The organism is Pseudoflavonifractor sp. 60 (genome assembly GCF_009911645.1).
In the GTDB taxonomy this organism is placed as follows: Bacteria; Bacillota; Clostridia; order Oscillospirales; family Oscillospiraceae; genus Lawsonibacter.
In genome coordinates this window covers 15,969-30,035 of the sequence record NZ_QWKI01000171.1, presented here as the reverse complement: position 1 = coordinate 30,035, position 14,067 = coordinate 15,969, and the positions used below count along the sequence as shown (strand labels likewise).

The window sequence follows — 14,067 nt, the reverse complement described above, 5'->3', positions numbered from 1 at the left end:
GGATACGACTCTCGCCCTTTTTCTTCCATGTATCCTATCTTACCACCGTTTTATCCGCTTGTGAATACAGCTTCTTAGATAGTTCTGTTGTAGCAACCTCAGCCAGCATGTTCAAGACGATTTCTGCGGTACTCATATTATCCCGCAGGTTTTGCTTTTTCAAGTTTTTCAGCTGCTTATACTGCTTTGTGGTCATACCAGACCAGGCACGAGTGATCTCATCCGTGAGAATGGCATATTCCCGACCCTGTTCTACCCCTCTGGCCTGCCACTCAGCCGTCAATTCGTTGCGGACCCGGATGGCAAGGATTCTCTGATGTATCCAATCGGGGGAATATCCCTTTCGCTGATAGGTTTCCAAAGCCCGGTCAATGGCCTGTTCCGGGTCGATAGTCTCCTCAATACGCTCCCGGCCAACCTGAGCCAGCCAGAGCTTAAAGGGTTCCGCTTTGGGAGATGGAATGGACTGGATCAGGCGAAGCAGTTGTTCTGTGGTGGCTACGTCCGTCATGCGACGTTTACCATCTGCCGCTACCATTTTCAAACCGTTACAATTTGTAACGGTTTCATTTCCCTCATCTTTCAAGCGTTTTTTCATAACGCGCCAGTAGGTTTGAGGATTAGGACTGCCTGTCAGTACCTTGATTACATCGACAATGGAAAAATACCATTCTTCCTGCTCTGAATCCCAAGCTGCCCGGATGGGCTGATTCTCAAATAGTTGGATTTTATCCTGTTCACTCATATGTACCCCTCGCAATCTGTATTTTGCCCATTATACGTCATCCGGCCCGTTCCCGCAAGAACTCAAGGAACAGTTTTTCAATCTCCCGGTCGCTGCTGAACTTCTCCAGATAGGGGGCAAACTGCTTGCGGTCAAAGGAGATTTTTCTGGGCGGGGCTGTCAGACGTTTTTCCGCAGCGTCCCGGGCCTCACGCCATGCGGAGAAAACAGCCTGACGATCAGCAGCAGGCGGGGGACATTTCTGGACGACATGCTGCATGGCGGCTTTGTTGATTTGGTAGCCAACGATGGAGCATATCTCAATAAACGCTTTCTGAGACTCAGCATTATAGTCCGCGATCAGGTCGGCGCAGGCGAGATTAAGTTGTTTAGGGGTGTTCTCCAGAATATCGGACAGTTCCGGTATCAGCTGGGTCAGCTTAACGGCTTTCCGAATTTCGTACTCGGTGACGCCAAAAAATTCGGCGACCAAGGCCCGGGCCGAATACTTCTGGCGAGAATCGCCAGAAGTTCCGTTCTCCATATCGGAACGGTATCCTTGGCGGTTTTTTGCGTCCAGCAATGCTTTGTATGCCTTTCCTCGCTCTATGGTGGAAAGCCCTTGCCGCTGGATCAGGTTAGTAGAGGTGGCAATCACGATGGCCCTAGCATCATCCGCCTCCACTACCTCCGCAGGAATCGTAGTCCACCCAGCCAGTTTTGCAGCGGCAACTCGATTGTGACCGCTCAGGATCTCATACTTATCTGTACTGATAGGGCGGACGATGATTCTGACAAACAGGCCGTCCTCCTGAATCTGTTCCGAAAAGGCTTCCAGCTTGGCCCTGGGGTAAGGGCGAAAGCCGATATCCGCTGTGAAAAAGGATACCAGCTTGTCCAGCGGGAGGTCGCAGAGCTGGGAGGCTCCAACTGGTGCCTTTTCACGGAAAATCCGCTGGTAGGCTTCATCGCTGGTTTGTAACTCTGATGCCTGCTGGGTAGCGGCCATGCGCCGTTTCAACATATCGTTCATGTTCGCTTTAGGCAAGCCTCAGCACCTCCTCTGCCAGACTGCGGTAGGACTCAGCGGCAGCATTCTTCGGAGCGTAATCGAAAATGCTCTGCCCGGCGGCGGGACACTCCGCTACCTTGATGGAGTATTCTATGGGCCGCTCAAAAACATGAAACGTCTCGCCGTAGATCTCGCCCACACTTTCCCGGACGCTGCGGCACAGCTGAGGCCGGGACTGGTACATGGTCAGCAGGATGCCAGCGACCTGAAGTCTGGGGTTGAACCGTTCCCGCACTGACCTTACCAACTCCAGCACCTCCGGGATACCCTCGCTGGCCAGAAAGTGAGCCTGGACCGGAACGATACAGAAATCCGACGCTGCCAGCGCATTGACGGTCAGCAATTCATGCTTCAATCCGCAGTCGATGATAATGTAGTCATAGCAGGGACGCAGATGCTCTAACAGTTCAGACATGACACATTCGCTGGCCCGATCAGAATCCCCAACAGCATTGTACTGAGAGAGCTGCATGACCTGAAGCCGGGCAGCAGCATCCGACAGCCGGCGGTTGGCAGGGATGAGGTCGATGCCTGTGTCCGTGTGGATGATAGTCTTCCGTAAGTGAAAATCCAGATCCTCGGGGTAGTCGATGGCAGACAGTAGAAGGTTGGCAAGGGTGCGAGGCTGCTCGGCAGGGGTGTAGCCCAGCGACGCTGTGAGATTGCTTTGAACATCGTTGTCAATCAGGGCAACAGACTTCCCAGCAGCTGCCAATGCAGCTCCCAAATTTAAGGCTGTTGATGTTTTACCACAGCCCCCCTTAAAATTGCTGACGCTGTAAATAATTCCCATTCTGCACATCCCCTCATTTTTTATTTCAAATTTTTAACGCAAAAAAATGGACCAAATCAGATAAAGGCTTCTTTTATAAGCACTTTCTGACTTGGTCCTAATATAGCACTATCATCAGTGAAATGCTTGAAACGGAGATACCCATTCCGGCGGGCGAAGTCCTCCAACATGATTTTTTGGTTCTGGATTGAAAAACTCTCCCCGCTCAATTCGTCATCGCGGCTCAACCTCTCGTACAGCAACACAATCTTGGTTTTTGCCATAGCACAGACCTCCTCAAAATGAAATATGCTCTAAGCTGTCCTCACCAATCACTGAAAAATCAGTTGATTAACAAGTCACTTAGAGCATATATCACCTGCCGCTTGATGGTTTCCAGTTTCATTTTATATGCTTTGGCCCTCTCGCTGGGCAGGATATTTTCGCGCTGGATATTGCTGTCCACCATAAAAATGATGGCGGTGTCTCTGTCCAGGTCCCGGACAATGACCGGCATGGTGTCCAGTCCAGCCAGTTCACAGGCGTGTTTGCGTCGATGTCCGGCCACCAACTCATAGCCGCCGCCCTCGCGGGGGCGGGCGATGGCGGGCATAAGAACGCCGTACTCCTTGACGCTCTCCACGGTCTCCTTCATAGAATCATCATCCCTTACGGAAAACGGATGGTCGGGGAACGGGTACAGCTCAGACAGCGGGATGTTCTGCACCTTCTCCAGCTTGGCGTCCTGACGCTCCTGTTCCGTGGTGAACAGGTCAGAGGCTGATGCCAGCTCTACTTTTCGCGCGCTGCTTTTCAAGCCGTAACACCTCCCGCGTCAGATTTCTATAGGCTTCGGCCACTTTCCCGCCGGGGTCATGGGCAAAGATGCTCTTGCCCTCGGCGCTGGTCTCCTTGGCCCGGACAGAGTGGGGTATCTCGGAATCGAATACCTTGATGTCCCCGCCGTAGGTCTCCCGGAGCAGGGCGCTGATCTCCCTGGCAAAGTTAGTCCGGCTGTCCACCATCGTCAGCAGGATGCCGTCAATGAGCAGCTTAGGATTGATCTGCCGCCGCACCTTGCCCACGGTCTGCAAGAGCTGTTCAAGCCCTTTCGCCGGGAGGTACTCCGCCTGGACGGGGACGATCAGGCGATTGGCAGCGGCCAGGGCGTTGACGGTGAGCATACCCAAGGAGGGCTGGCAGTCCAGCAGGATGTGGGTGTACTGTTTCCGAACCGTGTCCAGGTACTGCCGCAGGATGGTCTCGCGGCTCATGGCGTTCACCAGCGACACCTCCATGCCGGAGAGCTGGATGTTTGCGGGCATGAGGTCCACGCCCTCCGCATGATGCAGGATGCCCTCGCCGGGGGCGATGGGCTGATCGTTCAGCACCTTGCCCATCAGGTCCGAGAGGGTGACAGGCAGATCGTCCGGCTGGGCATGGCCCAGGCTGATGGAAAGACTGGCCTGAGGGGTCTACGTCTACCACTAACACCTTTTTCCCGGCTTGGGCCAGACCGACGCCGAGGTTTGCGCAAGTTGTACTCTTGCCCGTACCGCCTTTTTGATTGACTACGGCGATCACTTGGGCGTTCATGTGTTCTCAACTCCCTACTACAAATAAAAATGCCCCATCGCAAAATGGGGATGAAAAAAGGGAGAACATAGCTATGCTACATTCTCCCGCAAAAAACAGTATGCAGTTGTCGGCCTTTGCCATTTTCTATTCCAGGGCGGGAACAGTCAGGAGCCAATCCGCCGCAATCCCGCATAAATCCTGGCTTTTTCAAAACTTTTCGTACCCTTCCCTAACAGCACCTGTTCAATGAGTGGTATGCAAAAGATACCAGCAAAAAGGTACGGGCGGTTTTCCGCAATAAAGGTATGTCTGGCCAGCGGCTGGGCGGCATCGTTCCGTATGGGTATATCAAAGACGAGACTGGACAACTCGTAATTGATGAGGAAACCGCCCCCATAGTCAAGTTAATTTTCCAGCTTTGTGTTGAGGGCAATGGCACCGGGAAGATTGCGAGAATACTCAAGGAACGTGAGATACCCACTCCTGGTACTATCATCTTCCAGAGGACAGGCCGGGCAGGGAGATACCACCCCGATAATCCTTGTTTATGGCGTGGCGAGACTATATCGGGCATTTTAGCGCAGGACGCCTATTTAGGACAGACAACGAATTTTAAGTATTCCAAGCCCTCATTCAAGAGCAAAAAAATCGCCCGTAATCCTCCCGAAAAACGTATGCTCTTTGAAAATACACATCCAGCAATTATTGACCCTGATACCTGGGAAATCGCGCAAAAAAACAGAGAGCAACGGAAACGGCCCATGAAGCAGGACGAGATCGGATTGTTTTCTGGATTGGTTATCTGCTCTGATTGTGGAAAGCGGTTATATCATAGTCGTGGAATTTCCACAGCGCATGAACGGGAGAATTACACTTGCGGTACTTACCGCCGCTTTAGTAACCGATGCACCGCACACTATATCCGCGTAGTAGTTTTAGAAGAACTTGTATTGCAAAACTTACAGCGGGTTGTGGCCTATGCGCGGGAGGACGAAGATGAGTTTGTCCGGCGCGTGATAGAAAACAAATTGGCTGTCCAGCGCACGGAACAGGAGCAATCCAAAAGAAAGCTGGAGAAGCAAAGGCGGCGTATTACGGAATTGGACGCAATTATACAGAGACTTTATGAGGACAATGTGACAGGTAAGCTGACAGACGAACGATTTGCCAAACTGTCCGCAGCCTATGAAGCGGAGCAGGCAGAATTGAAACAGTCCGTTGAAAGTCTGAGCGTCATTGTAGAGGCATCCGAAGCGCAGGCTGTCAATGTCAGAAGTTTTCTGAAAATTGTAAAGAAGTACACCGAGCCGACATCGTTGACTCCCCAACTCCTGCATGAATTTGTGGACAAGATCGTCGTCCACGAAGCCGACAAGTCCAGCGGCCACCGCATCCAGCGGATTGACGTACACTACAACTTTATCGGGGAGGTTGATTTTTCCCCGGAATTTCGCAGGTAAAAGAAGTAACAGCATGGCGCTGTTGCACCAAACTGTTACTTCCCTCCGAAATATCAAAATGTTCTTTATGCGTGGAAAGCCTTGATATTACTGCGTTTTCAGAGGGTACTTTTTCTACACATCAGCCCGGTTTTTCTTTGCCCAGGCCCGCTTGCTCCGTTTGGCACGTTCTGCGGCACAAGTGGAGCAATAGAGTGTGTTGTGCCTGGGTGGGGCAAACGGCCTCCCGCACTCCCGGCAGCGCCGCCGTCTGACGGTGGGTGGAGGGAACAGCGTGGCACGCAGCCCAGCGTCCAGGGGAAGGACGGTTGCGAGGAACCATTTGCAGATTAGGGAGTAGGTGATGCTCTGCGGACAGACATATTCCTCGCCGTTGTCCAGGAGCAAGCAGTTTCCGCAATCGTAGTTGCAACACTCCCGCACCAGTTTCTGGGCTGTTCGGTACTGTTGATAGGTCATGTGAGAGATTTCGGATGCGCTCATTTCACACGCTCCCTCTGCAAAATCCTAAAAACGTCAGATTTGCGTTTTTAGCGTGAGCGCCAATCTGGCGTTGACGATACCTGACCCACAGGAAAGGAACAGACGCGAAGCGGGTGTTCCTTTCCTGCGGGTGCGCAAGGGGTTTGGGGAGTGCAGCTCCCCATCGCGTCCGAAGGACGCAACGCCCCAACCTGGGGTCCCCGCAAAGTCTCAGACTTTGTGGGGAAAGGAGGAGCAAGGGAGCGAGCGCAGTTTTCGCCGCAAGGCAAAAACGGAGATGAGCGGACTTTGCGACGACGCGCGCACGACACCGGAACGGTGTATAAGTGCGCCGTAAGAAACGGACGCACTCTTGCTGAAGCTGAATTATCGCTGACATTCTGGCCTCCTTGACATAGGAGGGACAAGCCGCCGGAGCAGCCTGTCCCTCCCGGTGATGGGGCGATTGCCCCTCACCTGGTAGCCATCATGCCGGGGTGATCGTCAGGGCGGTCAGCGGAAAAACTTGAAAAACTTTTTCCGAACACCCTCGATGCTTTCATGGACTGCGGCCTTGGAGCAGCCGCACCGCCGTCCAATCTCCGCATAGCTGTAATCATACAGCGCATAGAGCAGAAACCTCTCCCGCTGGGTCTTGGTACAGAGGGCCAACACCGCCAGAATTTCATCCAGCGTCTCCCGCTGGCAGACCAGTTCCTCCGGGGTGGCGCAGTAGGGCAGAATGCCTTGGGCTGCGATTATGTATTCGTCGCACTCGCGCCCGTCCCAGTGCCGTCGCTGTTCCCGGTCAAGGCTCCGCTCGGTGCGCTTGGCCAGCTCCCAAAACTCGTCAAGGGTGGCGGCGTCCTCATAGGTCAGTTTGCGGCTGTATCTTTTGATGGTAATCTCCATCGTGTTATCCTCCTGTTCAGATTTGGGGTAAGCGAAATCTGAACAGGAAGGGCGGACCGCGACATCGGGGCCGGATGGGACAGCCCTCCGAAAAAGCAAAAATGCCCGAACAGCACAAGGCTGTTCGGGCGCTGGGGTTGGCGATATGGGCAGACAAAAAACGACTATTTTCGCAAACCTGGGTGGAGTTCGCCGTTGCTGGGGTCAGGCTTTTTTTGACCGTGGTTTACACAATAAAGAGGACACGGCAATACCTCCTAACGGTTGCCGTGTCCTTTCAAAGCAAAAGAGCCGATAACCGCATTTCTAATCTGCGTGTTATCGGCTCTGCGTCTGCGCGTCTGGCTCTGTGATAACTGAAACATGGAATTTTTCTACATGAATGAGCGTTTCTTTCCGGCATTTGGGACAGAACAAGGGGAAGTTTATTAACTGGGTATCGGAGCGCATTTTGATGCGGGTCTTACTGCCGCACACAGGACATAGCAGCCATTCAAAACTTTCCGCAGGAACATCACTTTTCATCGCTTTTGCCGCCCTTTTCCTGGTGCAGTACAACGCTGCTGACAAGGCCGATACCGCCCAGCACAGCGCACCATCTGGACGAGAACACAACACCCGCCGCCACCAGGCCAGCGCCGACAACGAAATTGCACACTGAGGCCGCTTTCAGCGTTTTCTTTTTGGGGTTGGGGAGCGATACAGAAACCCCCAGCTTTTCATTCAGCTTTTCGCAGGCACGATTGACTTCTTTTACCATTGTCTTACCTCCTAAAAATCAGTTGTATGCCGTGATTGGCTATGAGCAGCACACCGACACAAATTATGATCCATGCAAGCGTGTTCTTCTTTTTCCCTTTTCTCTTATTCAAGAGCAGGAAAAGCACCCCCACGACCGTAATGCAGATGCCGACAATCAGCGAAACGATTGAGATAAGCTGCATCGTTTCTGCACCAGGAACGGGGATAAAGCTGGGAATGGGAAAGTTCATGTAGCTGCCTCCTTTTCTGTCAGTTACTCAAGTCAGAAGAAACCATTTTGCGGACGGTGATTGCGGAAAAGCCTGCGCCATCATGCCAAACACGATAGCCGCAATCGGAATGGACATCAGCCCTGCGCTGCTGCCTTGGGAATTGGAAACAATGGCGGCGAGTGCAAAGGATGAAACGATGGTCGCAATCGTGGACTTCTTTATCATTCCGATGTAGAGCGGGAGCAGGCCCATCAAAACAGCCGACAAAGCTGTGATGGCTTGTGTCATCAGATTTGCAGGGCTGGTGGTGACAAAGGGGAAATATTGGCTTATAAAGGACAGGCAGGCGTATTGAAAAATGCCGGACAACCCATGAAATAGAAGCATGATGCCGCATATCAGGATAATCTTCACGGCAATCAATTTTCCACGCTGGACAGGATAGGTAAAGAGCAGGTTGATCGTTTTGCTACGGTATTCTTCCACGATAAATGCTGAAATCAAGACCGCCTCCCAGACAATCAGCATAGCCCTCACAAGCATGGTTGCTAGCGTCAGCGTATCCAACTGCGCGGGTGGCAGGCCGGTCACAGCAACTCCACCGTCTGCGCTCAGGAGGGAGGAAGTAAACGCGCTCAGCAAGGTAATCACAACATTTGCGGCCAGCAGGCTAATAAAATGCGATTTGAGCGAAACCCTTTTCAATTCCAGCTTAACAAGGTTTTGCATGGCTGCCACCTCCCCCCAGCAAACTCAAATAATAGGTTTCGAGGTTCATGCCCTTTTCCGCAATCTCCGTCATGGATATTTCCGCAAGCATGGAACCATGGTCTATGATGCCGATGGTGTCCGCGATTTTGGATAGCTCGTCCAGAATATGGCTGGATATGAAGATGCTTGTGTGATGCTCCCGGTTGATCTGCCGGAGCAGTTCCCGCACTTCCATCACGCCCTGGGGGTCTAATCCGTTGATTGGTTCGTCCAGAATGAGCAGTTCCGGCTTAGTCAGAAAAGCCCTCGCAAGGGCAAGCCGCTGTTTCATGCCCAGAGAAAATTTGCCTACGGCTTTATTGTCAGTCTCTGAAAGACCCAGCATCGCCAGCATTTCCCCGATACGTTCATAGCCCGCGCCCATATACCCACAATGCAGTTCCAGATTTTCACGGGCACTCAAATGCTGATAGAAAACGGGGCTTTCAATGATGCTCCCAATCCGGGAGAAAACAGAGTGGTTTCCTTTTTCGACGCGCTCCCCTAACAGGGTGATCGTTCCGGCATCGGGGGCCATGATGTGATAGAGCGTTTTCATCAGCGAGGTTTTCCCCGCGCCGTTTGCGCCTAAAAAGCCGTAAATCTCACCTTGTTTCACCCTCAAGGTTACATCATTCAAAATGACGCTGCCGTCAATGCTCTTGGATAGATGGCTGGTTTCAACTGCATAGGTCATGCCTGCGCCGCCTCCCCAGGCTGGTTCAGCCTCTTGAAAATCAGCGTGACCCGATGGGCAAGGCCCACAAGGGAATACTGTGAGCTGCCCAGATAGGGGAGTGTGAAGGATGAAGTCAATTCCCAGCCCTCTTTGCCCCAGCGGTTTAATTGGGCGGTCAGGGCATCCTGGGAACGCTCCACGTCTTTGCAGTCTATGGTGACAGTTTTGTACTCAAATGTTTCCATGAAATCTCCTTTACTCAAAGATACTGCCCACAAGAATATCTGCCATACGGTCAAACACAGCGAGATAATCACAGGTGACAGCAAGGGTTTCTTTTGCGTTGATGGTTGACAGCAATGCGCTTAAAATCCCATACGCCTGAGTTGCCTCCATTCTCAAAGCGAGGTTTGCGGCCTGAACAGCTTGCTTAAAAAATTCAAAGCTGTCAAACTTGATTTTTTGCATGGTTTCTTCCGGGAGCTTTGTCACGAAAGACTGAAAATCCGGGGTGTTGACGTTATACAAAAAGGGCTTGCTGTCATACTCCCGGAACAACTCTTTCATTGACTGTGCAAAGCCCTCCTTAGTCTGACTGCTCCTGTTGATGGTAAGGACTTTCTCAGTCAGTCGCTGTTGTATGCGCTCGATGGTTTCCGAAAATAGATCTTCCTTTGTGGGGTATAGCGTGTAGAATGTACCGATGGAGATGCCTGCATTGTCACATAGATTTTTGATGCTGGTTTTTTTGTAGCCGTGTGCAATCCAGCACTCCTCGCACAGTTCCCCCAGCCTCTCGCGGATGGCCTTTTTATCGGCATCTGAAAGCACGGGCTTTGATGGCATGGGTTCATCCTCCTTTCTTGCGATTTTATATTGCGAACATTCACAAAATATATTCGCAATCAAATAATAGCACTTCATTCTTACTTTTGTCAAGGGAAAACCCAATGTTTCATGAGAGAAGCAAAATTGTCAGCAGCTCCGCTCCATAGTTTTTGTGGTCTTGTCCATATTAGTGAAATGGTATTTCCAGAATATGGTGTCCACTTTATCGCCGTGAATGACGGGGTGGACAGCATAAAGGGAGATAGCGAGTTTACCGCAATTCGCAACGTATTTAACGAGATGTTCGCCAAGGACACCAGCAAGAAAATCAAGGCTACCTGGCAATCCAAGGGACGCTCCGGCGAACACCTTTGCACCATCCCTCCCTATGGGTACATGAAAGACCCGGAGGACAAGAAACGCTGGATTGTGGACGAGGAAGCGGCAGCTATCGTGCAAAAGATTTTCGCCCTGTGCGTGGATGGCCTGGGGCCGACGCAGATCGCCAAGTGGCTGCAACAGAACAACGTCCTGAACCCTACGGCCTACGCCCACGAAAAGGGCCTGCCGGTCTGCAACGCTCCTACGGCCAATCCCTGCAAGTGGACAAACGAAACCGTTTCCCGCATTTTGGAGCGTGTCGAGTACCTGGGCCATACGGTCAATTTCAAGACCAGCAAGCCATCGTTCAAGAGCAAGAAAAAGGTCTGGAATAATCCGTCCGAGTGGGTGATCTTCGCGAATACCCAAGAACCAATCATTGAGGAAAGCGTGTTCCTGGTCGTGCAGAACATCCGGCAGGCCAGACGCCGCCCGACCAAGATGGGGGACATGGGTATGTTCTCCGGGCTGGTGTACTGCGCCGATTGCGGCGGCAAGATGTACCTTTGCCGGGCTAATCACTTCAAGCCGGAACAGGAGTATTACATTTGCTCCACCTATCGGAAAGACCGTACCCTGTGTAAAACGCACTCTATCCGCCGTGTAGTGCTGGAAGAAATCGTACTGCGGAACCTGCGGGAAGCAATTTCCTATGTGACGCAGTATGAGGACGACTTTATCCAGCGGGCGGCGGAACGGAGCCTGCGAGAGCGTGACAAGGCGCTGGCACAGAAAAAGGCTGTGCTGGCACAGTCTGAAAAGCGCATTGCGGAGCTGGATGTGATCTTCAAGAGGATTTACGAGGACAATATTTCCGGCAAGCTGTCCGATGAACGGTTTATCAAGCTGTCCCGCGACTATGAACAGGAGCAGGAACAGTTGAAGGCCGTCGTGGAAACCTTGGGGCGGGAAGTGAAGCAGCAGGAGCAGAAGAAAACTAACGTCAGGAAGTTAATTTCTGTGGTGAAGAAGTACACGGACATGACCCAGCTTGACGCCACTATCCTGCGTGAGTTCGTGGAACAGATCAGGGTGTCCGAAACCTACACGACCGACGAACAGCAGAAGCGGGTGAAAATCCGGGAAATTGAGATCGTCTATAACTTCATTGGTGCGTTTGATTTTGAGGGAGCGCGGGAGCAATCCCAAACTGCCCAAGACAAAAAGAGTGCGAAAGTCGGCGCAGCTTGACGTTACGCCGACCCTCGCTTAAAATGTTTTCTTACGTCACCGCCCCATTCAGGGCGGTCTTTTTTTGGCTTCCGGAGGGGCGGGGCTTTCCTCAGACGGCAGATTGGAAGGGTCTGGGAGCCTTGCGGCGGAGCGGATTTGGGCACTTTACCTGGGTAAAATTGCCTTGACAGGAAATGTGGGTCTCGGTATAATAGGAACACAGCTATTGACATGTAAAGCTATGGAGCTAAGCGTGGAAGGGGAGGAGGAGGATGGCCGACCGGATTTTGCGGGAGTTTGATAAGCTGCTGGAACACTACATCGTGTCCTGTGTCCTCCTGGCCCAGTTTATACTGACGCTGATTGGCGTGGGAGATGTACGGCTTGTCAGTCTGCTGGGGCTGCTTCTGTGTGTGGTGGGACTGGCTCAGCGGTCGGCCCAAGTAGATTTCTGGGTGTTGGTGCCGCTGGTGGTCTATGAGCTTGCCAGTATGGCCTCCTCCTGGCGCGTTTACAGGACGATTGCAGAGGGCTACGGTGCGCTTCAGCTTGTGTTCCCGGTGCTCTATCTGCTGATTACCTGCATGGACGAGCTGGAGCTTCGTCTGCTGAAGCGGCTGTGTACCCTGTGGGCCGGCCTGACGGCGGCGTTGGGCGTGGGGCAGTTTGTCTGGCAGGCGGCGGTTCGGGGCCAGGCGGCGCGGCTGGGCGGGCTGCTGGGCAATCCAAACGCGCTGGGTATTTTTCTGGTGGCGGGCTGGTTTTTGCTGTTGTCCTGCCGCCGGGAGGAGGACAGCCCTCTGCTGGCCCGATTGGAGCCGGTGTTGTTTATGGCGCTGGCGCTGACTCTGTCCATGGGTAGCTTTGTGGCGCTGGCGGCGGGGATGCTGCTGCTGGTGCTGGCGAACCGGGGGGCGTTCTTCCCCTGTGCCTGCCGGCTGCTGGCCAGGGCGAGCCTGGGCGTGGGGACGGGAGTTCTGATGTACCTGGCCTCTGCCCGCACCGGTCTGCCCTGGAGCTGTATACTTCTGCTGCTGTACGGAGGGCTGCTGACGGCGTGGTGGCCTGACTTTGAACACTTTTTACAGGCGAAGCCCAAGCTGGCGGCGGTCATTTCCCTGTGCGGCGGAGTGGTGGCGATGGTGGTGGTGGCCATACGGCCCAGCTCCATTGCGACCTTCGCAGAGCGGCTGGAGATGATGGTCAGCGGCACGCGCTATCTCACTGCAAATCCGCTGCTGGGGGTGGGCCCCTTCCAGTGGCGGCAGCTGGATTTCAGCGACGGCGGGACGTATTTCAACACCTGGCATATCCACAACGCCCCCCTCCACGTGGGGGTGGAGCTGGGGTGGATCGCCCTGGTGATGCTCATCATTCCAGCGGTCCGCTTCTTCCAAAAGAGGCGGGAGGCGGAGGAGCGGGCCGGTTTTGCCGCTTTCTGCGTCCACAGTATGATGGATACCGGCTTTTTCTACCTGGGAATCACCTCCCTGGTCCTGATTGGAGCCAGTGGGCCGGGGGAGAAGAGGCTGAGCGGCGGAGGGCTCAAGGCGCTGTTCGGAGCCTTTGCGCTGGTGTTTGCCTGGAATTTGCTCCAGTCGGTTGGGGGATAGGAGGGGCGGAAATGAGGGAGTTTCCAAAGGTATGGCTCCTGCTGCTGGGCTTCTGTGCCGCCGGCGGAGTTGTGCTGGCGCTGTGCGTCACCGCGTCCCTCCGGCTGCCGGAGTATGTGGACCGGGAGCTGAACGCCGGGGAGCGGGCGGAGGTCATTGGGCGGAACAGTCCGCTGATTGACTACATCTGGCTGTCCCCCAGCGCGGATTTTCCCCGGCAGGAGGCGGTTACAAAGCTGACCATCCATCACATGGCGGGGGACCTGAGCCTGGAGCAGGTGGGGGAGGTCTTCTCCCAGCGGGACCGGCGCAGCTCAGCCAACTATGGTATTGACAGCCAGGGCCAGGTGGGGCTGTATGTGGAGGAGAGTAACCGGGCCTGGACCTCCAGCAGCAGCGAGAATGACAGCCAGGCGGTGACCATTGAGGTGGCCAACGACGAGATCGGCGGGGATTGGCACGTCAGCGACCAGGCCTATGAGACGCTGCTGGAGCTGTGTACCGATATCTGCCGCCGCAATCACATAGAAGAGCTGCGGTTCACCGGGGACGAGACCGGAAATCTAACCCTCCACAGTATGTTCAGCAGCGAGACCGAGTGCCCGGGGCCCTATCTGAAAAGCCGGATGGGAGAGCTTGCGGCGGAGGTAAACTGGCGGCTGATGGAGAGCTGAAAATTCATGCGGCAA

15 protein-coding genes and 4 pseudogenes are annotated in these 14,067 nt (G+C 53.7%); 4 read left to right on the top strand and 15 right to left on the bottom strand.

Going from position 1 to position 14,067, the window contains the following annotated elements:
• Nucleotides 1-73: 73 nt before the first annotated feature.
• From D1646_RS17635 to D1646_RS17610, 6 genes and pseudogenes are all read right to left on the bottom strand, one after another.
• Nucleotides 74-745: pseudogene (locus D1646_RS17635) on the bottom strand (Bro-N domain-containing protein); the annotation flags it as partial.
• Between the two features lie 37 nt (nucleotides 746-782).
• Nucleotides 783-1,772 carry a ParB/RepB/Spo0J family partition protein gene (locus D1646_RS17630; RefSeq protein WP_160637724.1) on the bottom strand — a complete coding sequence of 330 codons (990 nt, stop codon included), beginning with the start codon at nucleotides 1,770-1,772 and terminating at the stop codon, nucleotides 783-785.
• Entirely contained in the window at nucleotides 1,765-2,589 is an 825-nt protein-coding gene (locus D1646_RS17625; protein WP_160637723.1) for a ParA family protein, read from the bottom strand. The genes D1646_RS17630 and D1646_RS17625 overlap by 8 nt, the downstream gene beginning before the upstream one ends.
• A 110-nt stretch (nucleotides 2,590-2,699) precedes the next feature.
• Nucleotides 2,700-2,852, bottom strand: a pseudogene (locus tag D1646_RS17620) (recombinase); the annotation flags it as partial.
• Between the two features lie 71 nt (nucleotides 2,853-2,923).
• Nucleotides 2,924-3,385, bottom strand: a pseudogene (locus D1646_RS17615) (ParB/RepB/Spo0J family partition protein); the annotation flags it as partial.
• Nucleotides 3,342-4,164 (bottom strand): annotated as a pseudogene (locus tag D1646_RS17610) (ParA family protein). The pseudogenes D1646_RS17615 and D1646_RS17610, both read right to left, overlap by 44 nt.
• A gap of 287 nt (nucleotides 4,165-4,451) precedes the next feature.
• Between D1646_RS17610 and D1646_RS17605 the strand changes: the two are divergent.
• The gene (locus tag D1646_RS17605; RefSeq protein ID WP_160637721.1) at nucleotides 4,452-5,606 is read left to right on the top strand and encodes a DUF4368 domain-containing protein; all 1,155 of its coding nucleotides are present in this window, start codon (nucleotides 4,452-4,454) and stop codon (nucleotides 5,604-5,606) included.
• Nucleotides 5,607-5,720: 114 nt separating this feature from the next.
• Here D1646_RS17605 and D1646_RS17600 read toward each other — a convergent pair whose 3' ends face one another.
• The 9 genes from D1646_RS17600 to D1646_RS17560 form a co-directional block, all read right to left on the bottom strand.
• Nucleotides 5,721-6,089 (bottom strand): cysteine-rich VLP domain-containing protein, encoded by a 369-nt coding sequence (locus D1646_RS17600; protein ID WP_160637720.1) that lies wholly within the window; start codon nucleotides 6,087-6,089, stop codon nucleotides 5,721-5,723.
• A gap of 492 nt (nucleotides 6,090-6,581) precedes the next feature.
• The gene (locus tag D1646_RS17595; protein ID WP_160637719.1) at nucleotides 6,582-6,980 is read right to left on the bottom strand and encodes a sigma factor-like helix-turn-helix DNA-binding protein; all 399 of its coding nucleotides are present in this window, start codon (nucleotides 6,978-6,980) and stop codon (nucleotides 6,582-6,584) included.
• 318 nt (nucleotides 6,981-7,298) lie between these two features.
• Nucleotides 7,299-7,505, bottom strand: coding sequence for a cysteine-rich KTR domain-containing protein (locus D1646_RS17590; RefSeq protein WP_160637718.1), 207 nt, complete (start codon nucleotides 7,503-7,505; stop codon nucleotides 7,299-7,301).
• On the bottom strand, nucleotides 7,495-7,740 hold the full coding sequence (locus D1646_RS17585; protein ID WP_160637717.1) for a hypothetical protein: 246 nt from the start codon (nucleotides 7,738-7,740) through the stop codon (nucleotides 7,495-7,497). Before D1646_RS17585 ends, D1646_RS17590 begins: the two co-directional genes overlap by 11 nt.
• Nucleotides 7,741-7,744: 4 nt before the next feature.
• Entirely contained in the window at nucleotides 7,745-7,972 is a 228-nt protein-coding gene (locus tag D1646_RS17580) for a hypothetical protein (RefSeq protein WP_160637716.1), read from the bottom strand.
• A 27-nt stretch (nucleotides 7,973-7,999) separates the two neighbouring features.
• Nucleotides 8,000-8,683: an ABC transporter permease gene (locus D1646_RS17575; RefSeq protein WP_243154233.1), complete on the bottom strand. Its 684-nt coding sequence runs from the start codon at nucleotides 8,681-8,683 to the stop codon at nucleotides 8,000-8,002.
• A complete protein-coding gene (locus D1646_RS17570) occupies nucleotides 8,667-9,401 on the bottom strand; it encodes an ATP-binding cassette domain-containing protein (RefSeq protein WP_160637715.1) in 735 nt (244 codons plus the stop codon). The genes D1646_RS17575 and D1646_RS17570 overlap by 17 nt, the downstream gene beginning before the upstream one ends.
• Entirely contained in the window at nucleotides 9,398-9,628 is a 231-nt protein-coding gene (locus D1646_RS17565; RefSeq protein WP_160637714.1) for a DUF4177 domain-containing protein, read from the bottom strand. The genes D1646_RS17570 and D1646_RS17565 overlap by 4 nt, the downstream gene beginning before the upstream one ends.
• 10 nt (nucleotides 9,629-9,638) lie before the next feature.
• Nucleotides 9,639-10,229 carry a TetR/AcrR family transcriptional regulator gene (locus tag D1646_RS17560; protein ID WP_160637713.1) on the bottom strand — a complete coding sequence of 197 codons (591 nt, stop codon included), beginning with the start codon at nucleotides 10,227-10,229 and terminating at the stop codon, nucleotides 9,639-9,641.
• Nucleotides 10,230-10,406: 177 nt separating this feature from the next.
• On the opposite strand from D1646_RS17560, the gene D1646_RS17555 reads away from it, so the two are divergent.
• The 3 genes from D1646_RS17555 (at nucleotide 10,407) to D1646_RS17545 (ending at nucleotide 14,052) form a co-directional block, all read left to right on the top strand.
• Nucleotides 10,407-11,783 (top strand): recombinase family protein, encoded by a 1,377-nt coding sequence (locus tag D1646_RS17555; protein ID WP_160637712.1) that lies wholly within the window; start codon nucleotides 10,407-10,409, stop codon nucleotides 11,781-11,783.
• A gap of 254 nt (nucleotides 11,784-12,037) precedes the next feature.
• Nucleotides 12,038-13,378 carry a hypothetical protein gene (locus D1646_RS17550; protein WP_160637711.1) on the top strand — a complete coding sequence of 447 codons (1,341 nt, stop codon included), beginning with the start codon at nucleotides 12,038-12,040 and terminating at the stop codon, nucleotides 13,376-13,378.
• A gap of 11 nt (nucleotides 13,379-13,389) precedes the next feature.
• Nucleotides 13,390-14,052 carry a peptidoglycan recognition family protein gene (locus D1646_RS17545; RefSeq protein WP_160637710.1) on the top strand — a complete coding sequence of 221 codons (663 nt, stop codon included), beginning with the start codon at nucleotides 13,390-13,392 and terminating at the stop codon, nucleotides 14,050-14,052.
• The last annotated feature ends 15 nt before the right edge of the window (nucleotides 14,053-14,067 follow it).